We start from the raw sequence: 16,455 nt of genomic DNA, 5'->3' as shown, positions 1-16,455 counted from the left end.
GATCGCCGCATCAGCGGCTGTTGATGTGATAACCGGCCCCGGCGGAGAGGCTGCGGAGCCGGTTTATGCTGATCCCTGTCAGCGTGAACCTGATGCGCTGTGAAGGGCTTGCGGGTAGAGCGGCGCCAGTGACTCATCTTCGGTTGTCGTCTGCGCCTGCTCTCTCAGCGCGTTCAGCTTTTCTTTCAGACCGCTTCCGTCCCATGGGGAGGCCGCTGCGTCCCTGGCGTAAAGGTGCCGCTGCAGCTTGTTCAGTGCAGCTTCAAGTTCGTTATCGCCGCTAAAGCGAGCCACATCTCCAGCACTCCTGAACCTGTGACCGTCAAAACGTGCCGCGGCCCATTGGGGCATCAGCGTCAGCGCTTCGTCGCTTCCCGCTTCAACTGCGCTGGTAAGTTTTTTGAACAATGTGGGTTCGCTGTTGTTCTGAACAGGGCGTTCAGTGCCACCGTCTGCGCTCTGCTTGTGCTTTCTGTTCAGCCACCAGAACAGCACAGTCAGCGCCCAGCCCGTTGCCAATATGAGGCTTATCCAAAGCCAGAGGTTGGCGGATTCAACATTGTTGGCGGTCGTTGTTTGTTCAACCTTGTTCCCTGAAGATGGCGGGGCAGGTGTGCCGGCCTGGTCGGATTTCGCCGGTGGCACGGCTGCGGGCGCCCCTTTACCGGGGGTAATCGTCAGGGTTTGTTCGGGTATAACCGCAACCCGCTCCTGATCATTTACGGTGTCCCACCAGGGCACGCGGGTTTCTGGCAGCGTAATCTTGCCAGGGCTTACCGCCACCAGTGCGGTGGATTGCGTGCGGGACGAGGTTACCGTGCGACTGTCGACGCTGGAGTCCAGCTCGGGGCTGTCCGGATAGCTTCGCACGGCATCCGGATACTGCATCTCCAGCGGGGGCAGAGCCGACCCCAGAAGCCCGAGCGCGCTGAGTTCTACCGTGCGCGTGATGCTCTTGCCCGCTGCGATCGAACGCCCGGGATCGCTCCAGGTTTCATTCAGCTCAAGGCTCGATGCAGGTAGCCAGGTCTTACCTGTGAATGATGCCGGAATATCCTTGACCGGGATATCCAATGGCGCAGAGGTATCACGCAGGAAGTTGAGCCGACCATCGGGACCTCGTGCCTGTCCGTTGAAAGCAATACCTTTGATATGGAGGGTGCCTGCGGTTTGCGGATAGATCACATACTTCCGCTCGACCACATGGTAATTGGCGTTGCTGTGGATGCGGGAATATTCCTTCTGTTCCCCCATGGTTTCAATGATGGCGTCATCCTGCTCGGGCTGGGCAAGGTCACCTCGAATCAGATTGCCCTGGTAATACAATTGCACGGTGAGGATCAGTTGTTCCTGCACATAGACATCAGACTTGTCGGCAGTGACTTCGACAAAAGCGGGCGGCGCTGTGCCATCTGGCGGCGGCGCTGCGCCAGGTCGCACGGTAATCGTTAGTGGGCTCGACTGGGCATCGCGGAAATTGAGCGAGGGTACGGTGAGCGTGCCCGCCTTTTTCGGAACCAGCTGGTAGGTCCAGGTAATGGTCGCGGTTGCATCACCATTGACAGAATTGAGGCTGTATTTCTGATGGTTGCCGACGATTTCGAAGTCTTGTTGCAGTGCCTTGATTTCAGGCTCGGGTAGCTGCAGGTCGTTGAGGTTGAAAAGCGTGTCGAGATCCATCGTGAATGGCATCTGGCCTGTCACTGTCATCGTCAGTGTCTGATTTTCGTGAAGTGTGGTGCGATCCACCTGAACGTCCAGTTGCTCCGCTGCCAGCGCATTGGTGGTCAGCACCAGACCAACGATCAGCGCAATCTGTCGAAACAGAGAGATAAGAGGGCTGCGGGCCCACTGCCTTGCGTGCCTTACCATGGTGTATCGCCTTCCGCTTGTTGCTGATTGCTGCGTTCCCGGTACTGCAGCAGGAATTTTCGGCGCATCAGGCCCGACGGGTCGTCGGGGATGCGTCTGAGCCATTGTTCTTCGCTCTGGGACAGCGGCTGCGTCTCCAGTGGCTCTGCGCTGGAGGCTTGTGATTGTTGCTCTGCACTGTCGCCATTTGCCTGCTCTCCCTGGCCATTTTGTGGCTGGGACGGCTGCTGAGCCTGCGAATCGTCATCCTGCTGGGTCTGGCCGTTTGAGTCAGCCTGGTTTTGAGGGTCTTGCTGATCCTGTCCATCAGAAGACTGGCTTTGGCTGTTGTCCTGCTGCTGATCGCCGTTCTGACCCTGCTGGTTTTGTTGCCCTTGCTGATCGTTTCCGGATTCCGAACTGTCTTGTTGTTGCTTGCCGTCGCCATTTTGTTGCTGGTCTGACTGGTTTTTCGAATTCTTGTTCTCGTCATCCTGCTGCTGTTCTTTTTGTTGTTCCAGTAGCTTCTTCACAAGATCGCGATTGAAGGTTGCGTCGGCATGGTCGGGCTGTTTCGCCAGAGCATCATCGTACGCATCGATGGCCGCCTGGAGTTTGCCCTCGCGGGCGAGGGCATTGCCCCGGTTGTATTCAGCTTCCGCAGTGTCGCTCTGGCTGAAGCGTTCGTTAGCCTTGCTGAAATCACCAGCCCGGTATAGCGCAGAACCTTGCCATTGGGGATCAGTGAATTTGTCAGCTGCAGCCGCTGGATCGTCTGCAATCAGTTGCTCGCCGCGCTGATCCGGTCGGGACCAGAGATCATCCCAATCCATGGCATGGGCCGGTTGCGGAATCAATGGCAACAGCATCAGCGGAACCAGCAGAAGGGCGCCCCGGCGCCAGGCGATGAGTGCCAGAGGCAGCATCAGCCAGAGCAGCCAGTATCCGTCGTCCTGCCAACGCTGGACAGACAGGTCACGATCACTTTTTTGCCAGTCGTCGCTATCGGCCGCCCGAAGGCCCAGCGAGCGTATGTCGGTGTCATCAAGGGTGATTTTCATCCCTGTCCCGCCTAACGACTGAGCCAGCTGATTCATGGGTCCGGATTCGGCTTTCGCGATGACCACCTTGTCCTGATCACGGATAAATCCGCGCTTGGGCAGCGGAATCGGGCCACCCTGTTCGGTGCCGACCGTAATGGCATTGAGGCTGTAGCCGGTGCCTTTGAGTGTCCGCCTGATACTGTCGGGATCATCATCCCGGATGCCATCGGATACCAGCAGTATGCGACCGGCGCCCGGAGCGCCTTGAGCAAGCAGCGTTTTTGCCTGCGCGACCCCCAGATCAGCGCGATTGCCACTGGCGGGCATCATCAGGGGGTCAATAACTCCCAGAAGGCTTTCGATGGTCTTGCGGTCGTCCGTCAATGGAGTAACAACATGGGCGTCGGCGGCGTATACCACCAGCCCGGTGAAGCTGCCTTCGCGCTGGCTCAGAATATCGCGGATTTTGCGTTTGGCCTGGGTGAGGCGATCCGGTTCAACATCGGTTGCCAGCATCGACAATGACATGTCCAGCACAATCACCAGGCTGTCATTCTGCTGCTGCAGCGGGGTAGGTGCCTCCCGCCAACTGGGGCCGGCAAGACTGACCGCGCTCACCAGAATCAGAATGGCCAACAGAATCCCGGGCCGCCGCTGCTTCTGAGTCACCGCATCGGCATCACCAACAAGAGGCGCCAATAGTGCAGCAGGAATGATGCGGTGCCAGCCACTCTGGCCATGGCCCCGGTGACGCATCACCAGTGGAATCAGCGGCAACAGCAGAAGCAACAGCAGGCCCAGTGGGCGCAGGAAATGGAAATCACTCATGCGTGCCCCCCGGTTTTGCGATCGCTGACAAAGGTGATGGCATAACCCAACACTAACAGCGCCAGGGCGATGCCTGCCGGCCAATAGTAGAGCGCCTTGGTCGGGCGGTAATGCTTGCCTTCGAGCTCAATCGGCTCCAGTTGATTGATGTTCTCGTAGATTAACTCAAGCTCGGGGGTGCTGCGGGCGCGAAAATATTGTCCACCGGTTTTGTCAGCAATACGCTTGAGCAGGGCTTCATCCAGATCTCGTGAGGGGTTGACTCGTCGGGAGCCCAAAAATCCTCGCTGTATCATGGATTCCGCGCCCATGCCGATGGTGTAGACCCGCACGCCGGCCGACGCTGCAATATCGGCGGCCTTGTCCGGACTGACCTCGCCAGCCGTGTTGGCACCGTCTGTCAGCAGAATGAGCACACGCTGTTCCTGGGGGCGATTGCGAAGGCGTTTGACGGCCAGTCCAATGGCGTCGCCGATGGCGGTTGCGCGGCCCGCCATCCCGATCTGCGCTTCCTGCAACAGGGTGCGAATCGTATCGTGATCAAACGACAACGGCGCCTGAATATAGGGCTGGGTACCGAAAAGCAGCAATCCCAGGCGATCGCCTTCACGTTGGGTGATGAAACTGTTCAGTACATTTTTGACCGCGATCAGTCGGTTCACCTGGCGCTGGCCCAGCACCATGTCCTCTTCCTCCATACTTGGCGAAATATCAACCGCGAGCAGCAGGTCGCGACCGGTGACCGGGAGTTCTACCGCTTCGCCGATGTATTGCGGGCGGGCCAGGGCGACAACCAGAAGTGTCCATGCCGCCAGGAGCATCAGCGAGTGCCAGATTGAGCGCCGGTTTCCGGAGCGACTGACGCCGGGTAAGTCGCTCAGCCAATGGCCCACAGGGATTTCGGGAGCGGCGACCTGATCGGCCTGGTGCCGTCGCCTGCGCCACCAGAGTAGCGGCAGGAGTATGAGTAATAAGAACCAGGGATAGGCGAGCTCTAGCATCTCTGAGCCCCCAGCCAGGTTTCAGCGACTTTGCAAGCGGTCTCTGTAGAAATTGTGGGCACCGGTTGCCAGCTGCTGGCCACCAGTCCCTGCACCTCTTCTGGCGTCAGCGCCGGTTGGGTTTCCAGCAGGAACTGGCGCCAGCAATCCCCTGACAGGCTCTGCGGATGAGCGTCAGGGTAGCGCTGGCGCGCGCAGCGTTTCAGCAAGGCGTTGAGGTCAGTGAACCATCCGGGATCGGCGGATTGTCGTTGCTTAAGCATTTTCAGTTCGGCGCGAGCGGTTTTAATCCAGCGATTGCGTTGCTGGCGTCGCCGTAGAAATACCGCGAGACAAATCAATGCCACCAGCACCAGCGCCGCCAGAATCCACCAACCCGGGGCTGGTGGCCAGAAACCACCGGGATCGGGTAAGTGGATGTCCCGCAGATTGGCTAGTGGGTCGGGTTGTGCTGTTGGTTGTGTCATTCGTTATCTTTCATTATTGGTTCGATTGGCTGTAGCCACGATCTGCCGGTCGATTTTCACCACAGACGAACGTTTATCCGATTCGGCCCCGAGGGCCCAGAATACTTTTAAGCACGTGTGAGGGCTGCTGGCCCGTGTACAGGTTGCTCACGCCAACGCCCGCCCTGCGAAAACAGTGGCTGATGTCCCGTTCGTGCTGCGCGACTTTTTCTGCAAACGCCCTGCGGAAAGCGGGGTTGCCCGCATCAAACCAAAGAGGGCCATTGGCGCCGGCAACGGCAAAACGGCCCTTTTCCGGCAGCTGCTGTTCCAGCGGATCAATTATCCGCAGCGCACTGACAGTATTGTGCCGCGAAATCTGGGCAATCAGGGCGGGGGTCTCGCTGGAGATGTTCATAAAGTCGCTGATGATGAAGATACGACTCCCGGTGTGGGCGATCCGGCGGGTTTCCTGCAGGGCGTGATCCAGTGCCAGAGCCCGCCCGGCTGGCGCCTCGGCGCTCACGGAGTGTCCGGGCTGGTGATCGTCCTGGCGCTGCACCATTGAATCGAGTAAACGCACGACAGCCTTGCGCCGCCGCTCCGGGCGCAGCACATCGCAGTGGTGGTCCGAAAATACGATCCCGCCCACCTGATCGCCTGCGTGTAAGCCCAGCCACGCAAGAATGCCAGTGACCTGTGCTGCCCGTACCCGTTTGTAGGCGCCTTCGCTACCAAAAAACAGGGAGTCGCCCAGATCGCAAAGCAGGAGTATGGGCCGCTCCCGTTCCTCTTCGTAAAGTTTGGTATGAGGGGATTGGCGGCGGGCTGTAACCCGCCAGTCGATACTGCGGATATCGTCACCGGGCTGGTAAAGGCGCACCTCGGCGAACGCCATACCGCGGCCTTTTTGGGCTGACTTGGCAAGCCCGGCTTTGCGGGTGGCGACCGGCCGGGAGCCTGGCAGTCTTAACGCACGCGCATCAGCCTGCAGTCGGATCAATGCCGGCAGATCAATGCGGGTTAAAGGTGAAGCGTCAGTCATTATGTTAAGCCGGTGATTATGCGGATACAGGGACGCGCTCAATCAGGCGCTGGATCACGTCGTCTGGTGTGATGCCATCGGCTTCGGCTTCAAAGGTCAGGAGTACCCGGTGGCGCAGCACATCAAAGGCGATGCTGCGGACGTCTTCGGGGCTGACAAAGTCGCGACCATCCAGCCAGGCTTTGGCCCGGGCGCAGCGATCCAGGGCAATGGTGCCGCGGGGGCTGGCACCAAAGGCTATCCAGCGTTCGAGCTCGGCGTCCACCGCACCCGGGTTGCGAGTCGCCAGCACCAGCGCGACCAGATAATCCTCAACAGCATCCGCCATAAAGAGTTCGCTGGCATCAAGCCGTGCCTGGAATATATCGTCAGGGCTCAGCCGCAGGTCGCTGGGGGCAATGCCATGCTGATAATCCCGCCGGGCGAGATGCAGGATGTCGCGCTCGGCACCGGCACTCGGGTAGTCAATGGTGACGTGCATCAGGAAGCGGTCGAGCTGTGCTTCCGGCAGGGGATAGGTGCCTTCCTGCTCAATTGGATTCTGGGTTGCCATAACAAGAAACAGCCGGTCCAGCGGAAAGGTTTTCATGCCCACGCTGACCTGGCGCTCACCCATCGCCTCAAGCAAAGCCGACTGAACTTTTGCCGGTGCCCGGTTGATTTCATCTGCCAGCACCAGATTGTGAAAGATAGGGCCTTTCTGGAATTCGAAGAGTCCGGTTTCAGCCCGGTAAATCTCGCTACCGGTGACGTCGGATGGCAGCAGATCCGGGGTGAACTGGATCCTGTGGAAATCACCTACGATGTGATCGGCCAGGGTCTTGATGGCTGTCGTCTTGGCCAGTCCTGGCGCGCCTTCAACCAGCAAGTGTCCGTCGGCAAGAAGGGCAATGAGCAAGCGGTCAACAAGCTTTTCCTGACCTATGATCCTTTTCGCTAATTGGGTTCGTAATTCGCCGAAGATACGCTGTTGAGACATTGATCCTTCCATTTGTATGAACTGCCTGGATGTTTGGGCTGACGCGCTGTGAACGTTATCAGGATTGACACCAATGCCGGCATTCGCTCGTAGCGCCGAAAAACGCTCAGTGTTTGTAACCTGCCGGCAAAAATCAAGGGTTTGACTATGCTAGTGACTATACATGGGACGAAGCCGTTCAGGTGTTTCGGCAGTCTGTCACATTAATGCTGGCTGGGCCGTCAAATGAGACAGGTTTAAGCCAATTTTGTTTATTACCATTCATTCAGAAAGTCGGGGTCGAACATGAATGCGCTGACAGTCGCCAGCAAAGAACAGTTCCACGATCTGCTGGCTGAGGCCATTGCTGAAAAGATTGCCAAATCGGATGCTAAAAAGATCAGTGATTTTGCTGTGCAGCAACTTGCACATCTGCCGCTCAACGAGTTGTTGTCCCGACGATTTTCCGATGTTTACGGTTCGGTGTTGGCCGCCTGGCAGTTTCTTCAGCAGCGCGCGCCCGGTGACACCTCAGTGTCGGTGTTTAATCCCGATCTTGAAAGTGACGGTTGGCAGTCCACCCATTCCGTGGTGTTTATTCTGCATCCCAATATTCCGTTTCTGATCGACTCGATTCGCATTGCTATCAATCAGGAAGAAATTGGCACCCATACGCTCTACCACTCCATTCTGCAGGTTGAACGCGATCGCTCTGGCAAGCTCAAAAAACTGCACAATCGCGACAAAGCCTCGAAAAAGGGTGAGTTTGAAGCACTGATCGTGTTGGAAATTGATCGTCACAGCGATCAGGAGGAACTGCGAGGCCTGGAGCAACAGCTGCAGAACGTGCTGGAGGAAGTGCGTATCGCGGTAGACGACTTCCCCAAAATGAAGACCAAAGCGGCGGAGATTCTGAAGGAGCTGGACAACTGCAAAGCCAAAATCAGTGACGATGATATCGCTGAGGCACACAGCTTTCTTCAATGGCTGGGAGATGACCACTTTACCTTTCTCGGGTACGACGAATACGATTTCGTGAAAGAGAAGGATGGCATTCTGGTCAAGCAGGTGCCCCATTCTGAACTGGGTATTCTGCGGGTTCACAACGAGCGTCCGGCCAAGGTGCGACTTGAGGAGTTGCCTCAGCGCACACGCACGGAGATGACCCGCACAGACGATATCTTTATTTTCGCCAAGTCCGCCCAGCGCTCCCGGGTTCACCGGCCGGCGTATCCGGACTACATCGCGGTCAAAAAATTCAACGCCAAGGGAGAGGTGATCGGTGAACGTCGTTTCCTTGGGCTTTATACCTCACGGGTTTATCAGGAACGCCCTGATGAGATTCCGCTGCTGCGCCGGAAAGTAAATGAGGTGCTTGATCGGTCGGGGTTCCTCCGTGATGACTATGCCGGAAAGGAACTGGACCAGATTCTCGCCGTTTACCCGCGCGATGAATTGTTCCAGATAGAAACGGATAAACTCTATCGTACCGCACTCGACATTCTGTACATCCAGGAACGCCGCATGTTGCGGGTCTTCATGCGGGAGGATGTCTATGGCCAGTTTGTGAACTGCCTGGCGTTCTTCCCGCGTGATATCTACAACACCGAATTGCGCCTGAAGGTTGAGGAAGTATTGATACGCAGTCTCGAGGCGGAAGATATCGAGTTTGTCACCCATTTCTCCGAATCGGTGCTGGCGCGGGTCCAGTTCACCATTCGTGTGCCTCAGGTCGAAAATCGGCAGATACCAGTTGCCGAAATTCAGGAGCAGACGATTGCACTGGCCCAATCCTGGCGCGATGGCCTGTCAGAAGCATTGCATGAAACCTACGGTGAAGAGCGCGGCAACGAATTGATCCGGCTGTATCACAATGCGTTCCCCGGCAGTTACCAGGACATGTTTTCACCCCGTCGTGCGGCGATTGATCTGGAGCACATCGTCAATGTGGCGGACTCTGACCGCATCGGCATGAGTTTTTACCGTGCGTTGGAGGAAGACGAAAGCACGCTCCACTTCAAGCTGTTTGCGCCCAATTCCCAGCTCCCTCTATCCGATGTGATGCCGATCTTCGGCAATCTGGGTTTCCGGGTGATCGGCGAGCATCCTTTCGAGATTGTGGATCGCAGTGGCAAACGTGTCTGGATCCATGATTTCTCACTGCAGGCCTACTCCGGCAAAGTGGTGGACATTCACCGTATTCGTCCGATATTTGAAGATCTGTTCGAGCGGGTCTGGTACGGAGAGGCGGAGAATGACAGCTTCAACCGGCTGGTGCTGGCGTCCTATTTCGACTGGCGCCAGATCGCCACGCTGCGTTCTTACGCGCGCTATATGCGCCAGATCAGAATCTCGAACAGCCAGACCTTTATTGCAACGACGCTTGTTAATCATGTCTCGCTGGCCCAGACCCTGCTGGAATTTTTCAGTGTCCGTTTCGATCCCGAACGCAATCAGAGCCCGGGTAAGAGCGCTGCCGCCCAGCAGAAGCTGGAGCTGGAGTTCAACGCCGGTCTGGACGAGGTTGATAACCTCAGTGAGGACAGGGTGCTGCGCTTGTTCCTTGATCTGATCAAGGCAACCCTGCGCACCAACTATTACCAGCCGGATGCAGACGGCAACGCCAAAACCTATATCAGCTTCAAGTTCCGGCCCACAGATATTCCGGATATGCCGCTGCCGCTGCCAATGTTCGAGATCTTCGTGTACTCGCCGAGAGTCGAAGGTGTGCATTTGCGAGGCGGTAAAGTGGCTCGTGGCGGCTTGCGCTGGTCTGATCGGTTTGAAGATTACCGCACCGAAATACTGGGGCTGGTCAAAGCTCAACAGGTCAAAAACGCGGTGATTGTGCCGGTCGGCGCCAAGGGCGGCTTTGTCGCCAAGCAGTTGCCGGACAGCGGTGATCGCGACGCGTTCCAGAAAGAAGGTATCGAGTCCTACAAGACTTTTATTCGCGGCTTGCTGGATGTCACGGACAATCTCGTGGGTGGCGAAATCAGCCCTCCTGAAAAGGTCATTCGCCACGACGAGGATGATCACTATCTGGTGGTTGCGGCCGACAAGGGCACCGCGACTTTCTCGGATATCGCCAACGGCCTGGCCTCGGATTACAACTTCTGGCTCGGGGATGCATTCGCTTCCGGTGGCAGTCAGGGTTATGACCACAAGAAAATGGGCATTACCGCAAAAGGGGCATGGGTTTCGGTTGAGCGCCACTTCCGTGAGCTGGGCATTAATCCGGCCAAGGATGATTTCACGGTCATCGGGATTGGCGATATGGCCGGGGATGTCTTCGGTAACGGGCTGCTTCGCTCCGATCATGCCAAGCTGATCGCAGCATTCAACCACATGCATATCTTTGTCGATCCGTCACCTGACCCTGCCCGCAGCTTCAAGGAGCGGGAGCGGATGTTCGCGTTACCGCGTTCTGCATGGACGGATTACGACGAAAGCCTGATATCTGAAGGGGGCGGGGTATTTGCCCGCAGTGCCAAATCGATCCCGGTCAGCCCCCAGATGAAAAAACTGTTTGGTATCAAGTCGGATCGTGTACCGCCGAACATGCTGATCAGCCATATTCTGCGCACCCAGGCCGATCTGTTGTGGTTTGGTGGCATCGGCACCTACGTCAAAGGCAGTCAGGAATCCCACAGTGATGTGGGGGACAAGGCCAACGACGGCTTGCGGGTTAACGGCAAAGAACTGCAATGCAAGGTGATCGGTGAGGGCGGTAATCTGGGGATGACCCAGCTGGGCCGTATTGAGTTCGGTCTCACCGGCGGGCGGCTTAATACTGACTTTATTGATAACGCGGGTGGGGTGGACTGCTCTGACCACGAAGTCAACATGAAAATCCTGCTCAATCGGGTTGTAGCTGCCGGCGATCTTACCGAGAAGCAGCGCAATACTATGCTCGAGAAAATGACTGATGACGTCAGCGAACTGGTGTTGCTTAACAACTACCGCCAGACCCAGGCGCTGAGTATTGCCAATACGGAAGCAATCACGCGGCTTGAGGAATATCGCCGGCTGATTATCAATATGGAGTCTGCCGGCAAGCTGAACCGGGAGCTGGAATTCCTCCCGGATGAAGAAACGCTCGCCGAGCGGAAAGTGAAAAAGCAGGGGCTTACCCGTCCCGAATTGTCAGTGCTGATCTCCTACGTGAAAGGGGGTCTCAAACAGGAGCTGATCGAAAGCGACTTGCCGGATGAGCCGTCATTGGCGTCGGAAATGAACAAGGTCTTCCCGACAGCACTGACCAAAAAATTCGGCAAGGAATTGAGCGAACACCAGTTGCGGCGCGAAATTATCGCCACCCAGATCGCCAACGACATGGTGAACCACATGGGGATTACCTTTGTGGATCGGCTGGAGCAATCCACCGGCGCGTCACCTTCGGCTATTGCCCAGGCCTGGATCATCGCCCGGGATATTTACCGTGTAGACGAGTGGTGGAACAAGATTGAGGCGCTCGATTACAAGGTGCCGGCCTCGCTCCAGCTTGAATTGATGAACGATTTGATACGGCTGGTGCGCAGGGCGGTGCGGTGGCTGCTACGCAACCATCGCAGTGAGCTGAGTATTCAGCCCCATGTTGACCGGTTTGCCACGGACATCGCGGATATCAGCAGCCAGCTGCCGGATTATCTGGCCGACCAGTCCCGTGCCGAATGGAAAAAGCGGTTTGATGATCTGGTCACCAAGTCGGTGCCTGAGGATGTTGCGTCGGTAACAGCCGGCATCTCCTATCTTTATTCTGCTTTGGGTATTATTGAGGTTCACGAGCGCACCGAGGTACCGCTGAAGCAGGTCGCGAACCTGTATTACAGTCTTGGTGAAAAGCTGGATCTCAACTGGTTTGCAGGCGCTGTCGTCAAGCTTTCCCCGACCTCCCATTGGGAAGCGCTGGCAAGGGAGAGCTTCCGGGAAGATCTGGACTGGCAGCAGCGTGCGCTAACGTCCGGCGTACTCCGGCTCAGTGGTAAACAGGGCGATGTCGATGCCGCCATCGTTGAGTGGATGGCTCGCAATAAGCCGCTGCTGATGCGCTGGCGGGCGATGCTATCCGAACTGCGAGCCGCACGAGAGCCTGAATATGCGATGTTTTCAGTGGCGCTCAGGGAGCTGCTGGACCTGGCGCAGTCATCGATTCACACGCCAGTGGATGATCAGGGTAATTGAGGGTGCTTGCCCCGGGCTTGAGAATGACGTTCAATCATCGGGGTTTGGCATTGCGGGACGCAATGTCTGATAGCGGACTGGTTTGCCGATAAGACCGTCAGATCAGCCGGTGCCGTCTTATATAGTGTCAACAGTGCAGAAGGATACCATGCGAAAACTGAAACATATCTTCGAAAGCAATCAATCCTGGGCCGACAAGATCAAGCGGGATGATCCGCAGTTTTTCGAACGATTGTCGAATCAGCAAGCACCGGAATACCTCTGGATCGGCTGTGCAGATAGTCGTGTGCCCGCCAACCAGATCGTCGATCTGATGCCGGGCGAGCTGTTCGTTCATCGTAACGTTGCAAACGTTGTTGTTCACACTGACTTTAACTGTTTGTCGGTGCTTCAGTTCGCCGTTGACGTGCTCAAGGTGAAGCATGTGATGGTGGTGGGGCATTACGGCTGCGGTGGTGTTAAAGCGGCGCTCAAGAACGAAGGCCATGGGCTTATCAAAAACTGGCTGCGCCATGTGCAGGACGTAAGGGACAAGTATCAGCCTGTACTGACCGCATTGCCATCAGAGCGGGAACAGATTGACCGGCTGTGCGAACTGAATGTCATGGAGCAGGTGCGGCATGTCTGCCAGACCTCCACCATGCAGGATGCCTGGGCGCGAGGCCAGGAAATATCCGTGCATGGCTGGGTTTATGATGTTGCCGATGGCCTGTTGCGGGATATGGGGCTGACGATTACCACTGAGGCCGAACGCGATGAGCTGTACGACCGCAGTGTTGAATCACTGGTTAAACGGCCGGTACGGTCATTCGACGCTGGCTGAGCCGTCGAACACCTGAACCTGGTTGCGGCCGCTCTCTTTCGCAGTATAGAGGGCGGCATCTGCCTGCTTGAGCCAGTCAAGATAGTGGTCAGTATCCAGCAATATCGGCGCGACGCCCATGCTGATAGTGTATTGGATCGTGCCATCACTGGTGACCACTTCCGCCTTTTCTATTGCTTTTCGAATGCGTTCACAGAGCGCAACGGCACCTTCCACATCAGTTTCCGGCAACAGCATCCCGAACTCTTCTCCGCCGTAGCGACCTGCCACATCGGCCTGGCGCATTGACTGTGTAAGGGTGCTGGCGGTGTGACGGATAACCTCATCCCCCGCCACGTGGCCATAGGTGTCGTTAACGCGCTTGAAATGGTCAATATCAAACATGACCAGTGCAGCGTTGTTTCCGTATCTACGGATCCGCTCAAATTCGCCGGCGAGCTGCTTTTCCCAGGTGACGCGGTTGAGCAGGCCTGTGAGCCCATCGACTTCACTCATCATCGTTAACTGCTTGTTGACCCGCTCGAGCGCCTGACGGCTGGCTGCTATATCCGTGACGTCGTAAATCATCAGGCAAACCTGTTGCACAACGCCGTCGGAGGCCGTCAGAGGGCTGATGGTCAGATTCTGGTACATATAGGGTGCCGTGCCCGTGATGGGGCGCGTATTACCGAAGTGGAACAGGTAAGGCCGTTGCTCCCATGTTGTAAACGCTCGGGTTTTCAGCAGGCGTACCGTTTCGACTTTCCGTTTCAGCCACTTCTCGGGCAAATCAGGAAAGAACTCAAACAGGTTTTTCTCCTTGATGCTTGAGGCTGTGATACCGCTATTGTTCTCCATGAACCCGTTCCAGACGGAAACCCGGTAGTCCATATCGAGAACGACCAGGCCGACCTCTACGGACTCGAGCATGTCCATGAGCCAGTGAAACTCGATCATGCCGGATTGATTGTCTGCCATGAATTACTCCACCAGATACGCAAGTGCTTGCTCGAGCCGCGGCACAGAGTCAGCGGTGAGCAGGATCAGAAGATCGCATACAACGTTGTGGTCTTCGATTTCGTAGTTAATCTCGATAGATAGCAATTGCTGGTCCTGATGCTGATGGTGTTCCAGAAGATCGGCTATCTGGCGATGTTGCCCCAGTACCGTGGGGTGACTGAGACCAAACTTGATATCCATTTGGTCCCCAAGCCCCTTGAGAAACGCGCCGAACAGAATGCTGGACATATCCATCAGCACTTCGACTTCCAACGCATCGCGATTGGCGTCTTCGTATTGCAGTAGCGCGGCCATGTCGTCAAAGCTTGAGTCGGAAAAAAGCAGCAGGGCCTCACCGGCAATGCTGGCACCTGTGAATCCTTGGCAGACGGCTGAATAACTGCGCTGTGAGGCCGCTGCATTGAGCGCCATCGCCAGTTCGCTGTGAGCTATCATGGCAACCCGCGGCACCGGAAGGGTTATGAATACATCCAGTAAGCGGGCCAGCAGGTCGGCCGCCTGGCCCATGGCGACGTTGGCCATTTCCTGCAGGCAGCCGGTGAGAGAAATGTTTTCGACGGACACACTTTCGTCCGCCGGTTCGGGCTTCTGGGCAATCACATCGTCCGGGCGGTAAAGCCCGTATTCGCTGAGGATATCGAGGATTTTCTCGGGCGATGTCGGCTTCTTGATGAAGTCCATAGCGCCGAGTTTCTTTACCCGGTCCCGAGCTTGCGGCTGGATATCCCCCGAAACGACGATCGTCATCACGGGAAGATCATGCCGGTTGATTTCCTCAAGCACGCCGTAGCCGTCAAGCACGGGCATATTGAGATCCAGGAACAGAATATCGCCGGCGCCTTCGCGGATTTTCTCCAGCGCGTCCTCGCCGTGCTCCGCAAACGCGATGTCAATGTCCCAGCCGTCGGGAAGGGCGCGAACCATCTGTTTTCGCGCCATATTGGAGTCATCACAGATCAATACTTTATAGGTCATGTACTCAGCTTCGATGGACGTGTTTCTTCAGTCTAGCAGTCGGAAAAGAGGGGGACCGTAAAATATTCAAAAACTCAACTATTTGAGACGCGATGTTAACGCGTTATCGACAATGCTTACCGGCCGGGCCATTTCGGTTACATCAGGCTTTGAGGAATGTAAATAACTGTAAGACACCGATCACAATCCTGCGCAATATGGCCGGGTTGTAATGGCCTATTGTGACATGCCTCACTCAAATCATTCGGGACCCCACCTATAGTTGGCGGGCAAATGGAAACTGCATGGCGGACCCAAGACCAATAATAAAAGGCCGTCGGTGTTTGCAGTGACTGTAGGACGCAGTCAAATTCACTCAGAGACACTCTCGCCTATGATCGGTGGCATGCGAAATCGCTTGGCATTGGCTGGAATGCTGCTGTTTTCGGCAGCGACGGCTCACGCTGAGCTGAAACCTATTTCCGACGATGAAATGGCGTCCGTTAGCGGGCAGGCCATGATCGCAGTGGATGTCGACGGCACAGCAGCGGAGCGCTTTACGCGCATCACAATGGGCCTGGATGCCGAAATCCAGACCAATATTGATAACGTCGTGTTCGGGGATACCGGCGATGGCAGTGATGTTGCCATCAGTCAGCTTTCGCTGGGCCACATTTCAACGGACGCTGCCAAGATTCAGCTTGATGGTCAGACCTACGCGGTTAATGACATCGTACCTTTCCTGGGATCGGATCCCTATTTTGAGCTTGCTGAGCAGAACGGTGAAATCATCGGTTTCCGGATGGGGTTTAATGAAGCCAGAGGGACGCTGTCAGGCGATATCGACAGTTTCAGTGGCCAGCTGGGGCTTCAGCTGGTTGACGATGCGGGTAACGTGTCGGATGCACAGTTGTTCGGCGCTGATGGTGTGGCAACGTCGCTTCGCGCAACTCACATCGGGTTGAATGATGCTGCGACAGATTGCAGCACCGGTGCGCAATGTACGGCGCTGTCAAACCTCAAAACCCTTGATATTGGCAAGGCCAACGAAGACGGTACTGTCGATGTCGCCACGAACCTGTTTTTTTCTTTCCAGAAAGAAGCCGTTGACTGGACGTCTACCGACGGCACCGGCGACATTATCAGCGCGAACCCTGGCGTGTTCCTGAATATCCCCACCGCCATGCAGCTTGATATTCAGACTCTGCAAAACGGTATTCCCCGAGCGCGAACCGAATACATTGATCGTGGCGTTGGTTTATTCTGACTCCCGCTCCTGATAGACCCGCTGGGGCGCGGTGGCGCTGTCTGATACACTCGACA

At 56.4% G+C, this 16,455-nt stretch carries 11 protein-coding genes; 3 read left to right on the top strand and 8 right to left on the bottom strand.

Features of this window, described 5'->3' with window-relative positions; genetic code table 11:
- Positions 1–78 precede the first annotated feature (78 nt).
- From ACUN9X_RS16015 to ACUN9X_RS15990, 6 genes are all read right to left on the bottom strand, one after another.
- Positions 79–1,872 carry a BatD family protein gene (locus ACUN9X_RS16015; RefSeq protein ID WP_445473742.1) on the bottom strand — a complete coding sequence of 598 codons (1,794 nt, stop codon included), beginning with the start codon at positions 1,870–1,872 and terminating at the stop codon, positions 79–81.
- Complete coding sequence (locus ACUN9X_RS16010; RefSeq protein WP_445473741.1) at positions 1,866–3,722, bottom strand: VWA domain-containing protein; 1,857 nt, start codon at positions 3,720–3,722, stop codon at positions 1,866–1,868. Before ACUN9X_RS16010 ends, ACUN9X_RS16015 begins: the two co-directional genes overlap by 7 nt.
- Positions 3,719–4,723: a vWA domain-containing protein gene (locus tag ACUN9X_RS16005; RefSeq protein ID WP_260034933.1), complete on the bottom strand. Its 1,005-nt coding sequence runs from the start codon at positions 4,721–4,723 to the stop codon at positions 3,719–3,721. The genes ACUN9X_RS16010 and ACUN9X_RS16005 overlap by 4 nt, the downstream gene beginning before the upstream one ends.
- On the bottom strand, positions 4,717–5,190 hold the full coding sequence (locus ACUN9X_RS16000) for a DUF4381 domain-containing protein (protein ID WP_445473740.1): 474 nt from the start codon (positions 5,188–5,190) through the stop codon (positions 4,717–4,719). Before ACUN9X_RS16000 ends, ACUN9X_RS16005 begins: the two co-directional genes overlap by 7 nt.
- A 73-nt stretch (positions 5,191–5,263) precedes the next feature.
- Positions 5,264–6,214, bottom strand: a complete 951-nt coding sequence (locus tag ACUN9X_RS15995; protein WP_260034935.1) for a DUF58 domain-containing protein — start codon at positions 6,212–6,214, stop codon at positions 5,264–5,266.
- Between the two features lie 16 nt (positions 6,215–6,230).
- Positions 6,231–7,193, bottom strand: coding sequence for an AAA family ATPase (locus ACUN9X_RS15990; protein ID WP_260034937.1), 963 nt, complete (start codon positions 7,191–7,193; stop codon positions 6,231–6,233).
- Between the two features lie 285 nt (positions 7,194–7,478).
- Here ACUN9X_RS15990 and ACUN9X_RS15985 point away from each other — a divergent pair, with 285 nt between their 5' ends.
- Positions 7,479–12,356 (top strand): NAD-glutamate dehydrogenase, encoded by a 4,878-nt coding sequence (locus ACUN9X_RS15985; protein ID WP_445473739.1) that lies wholly within the window; start codon positions 7,479–7,481, stop codon positions 12,354–12,356.
- Positions 12,357–12,504: 148 nt separating this feature from the next.
- Positions 12,505–13,179, top strand: coding sequence for a carbonate dehydratase (gene can / locus ACUN9X_RS15980; RefSeq protein WP_260034941.1), 675 nt, complete (start codon positions 12,505–12,507; stop codon positions 13,177–13,179).
- On the opposite strand, the gene ACUN9X_RS15975 is transcribed toward can, so the two are convergent.
- A complete protein-coding gene (locus ACUN9X_RS15975) occupies positions 13,162–14,136 on the bottom strand; it encodes a sensor domain-containing diguanylate cyclase (RefSeq protein ID WP_260034942.1) in 975 nt (324 codons plus the stop codon). The genes can and ACUN9X_RS15975 overlap by 18 nt on opposite strands.
- Positions 14,137–14,139: 3 nt before the next feature.
- On the bottom strand, positions 14,140–15,153 hold the full coding sequence (locus tag ACUN9X_RS15970) for a response regulator (RefSeq protein ID WP_260034944.1): 1,014 nt from the start codon (positions 15,151–15,153) through the stop codon (positions 14,140–14,142).
- Positions 15,154–15,538: 385 nt separating this feature from the next.
- On the opposite strand from ACUN9X_RS15970, the gene ACUN9X_RS15965 reads away from it, so the two are divergent.
- The gene (locus ACUN9X_RS15965; protein ID WP_445473738.1) at positions 15,539–16,399 is read left to right on the top strand and encodes a DUF6160 family protein; all 861 of its coding nucleotides are present in this window, start codon (positions 15,539–15,541) and stop codon (positions 16,397–16,399) included.
- The last annotated feature ends 56 nt before the right edge of the window (positions 16,400–16,455 follow it).

The organism is Marinobacter sp. V032, from assembly GCF_052645435.1.
This window is presented reverse-complemented; position numbering and strand designations above follow the sequence as displayed.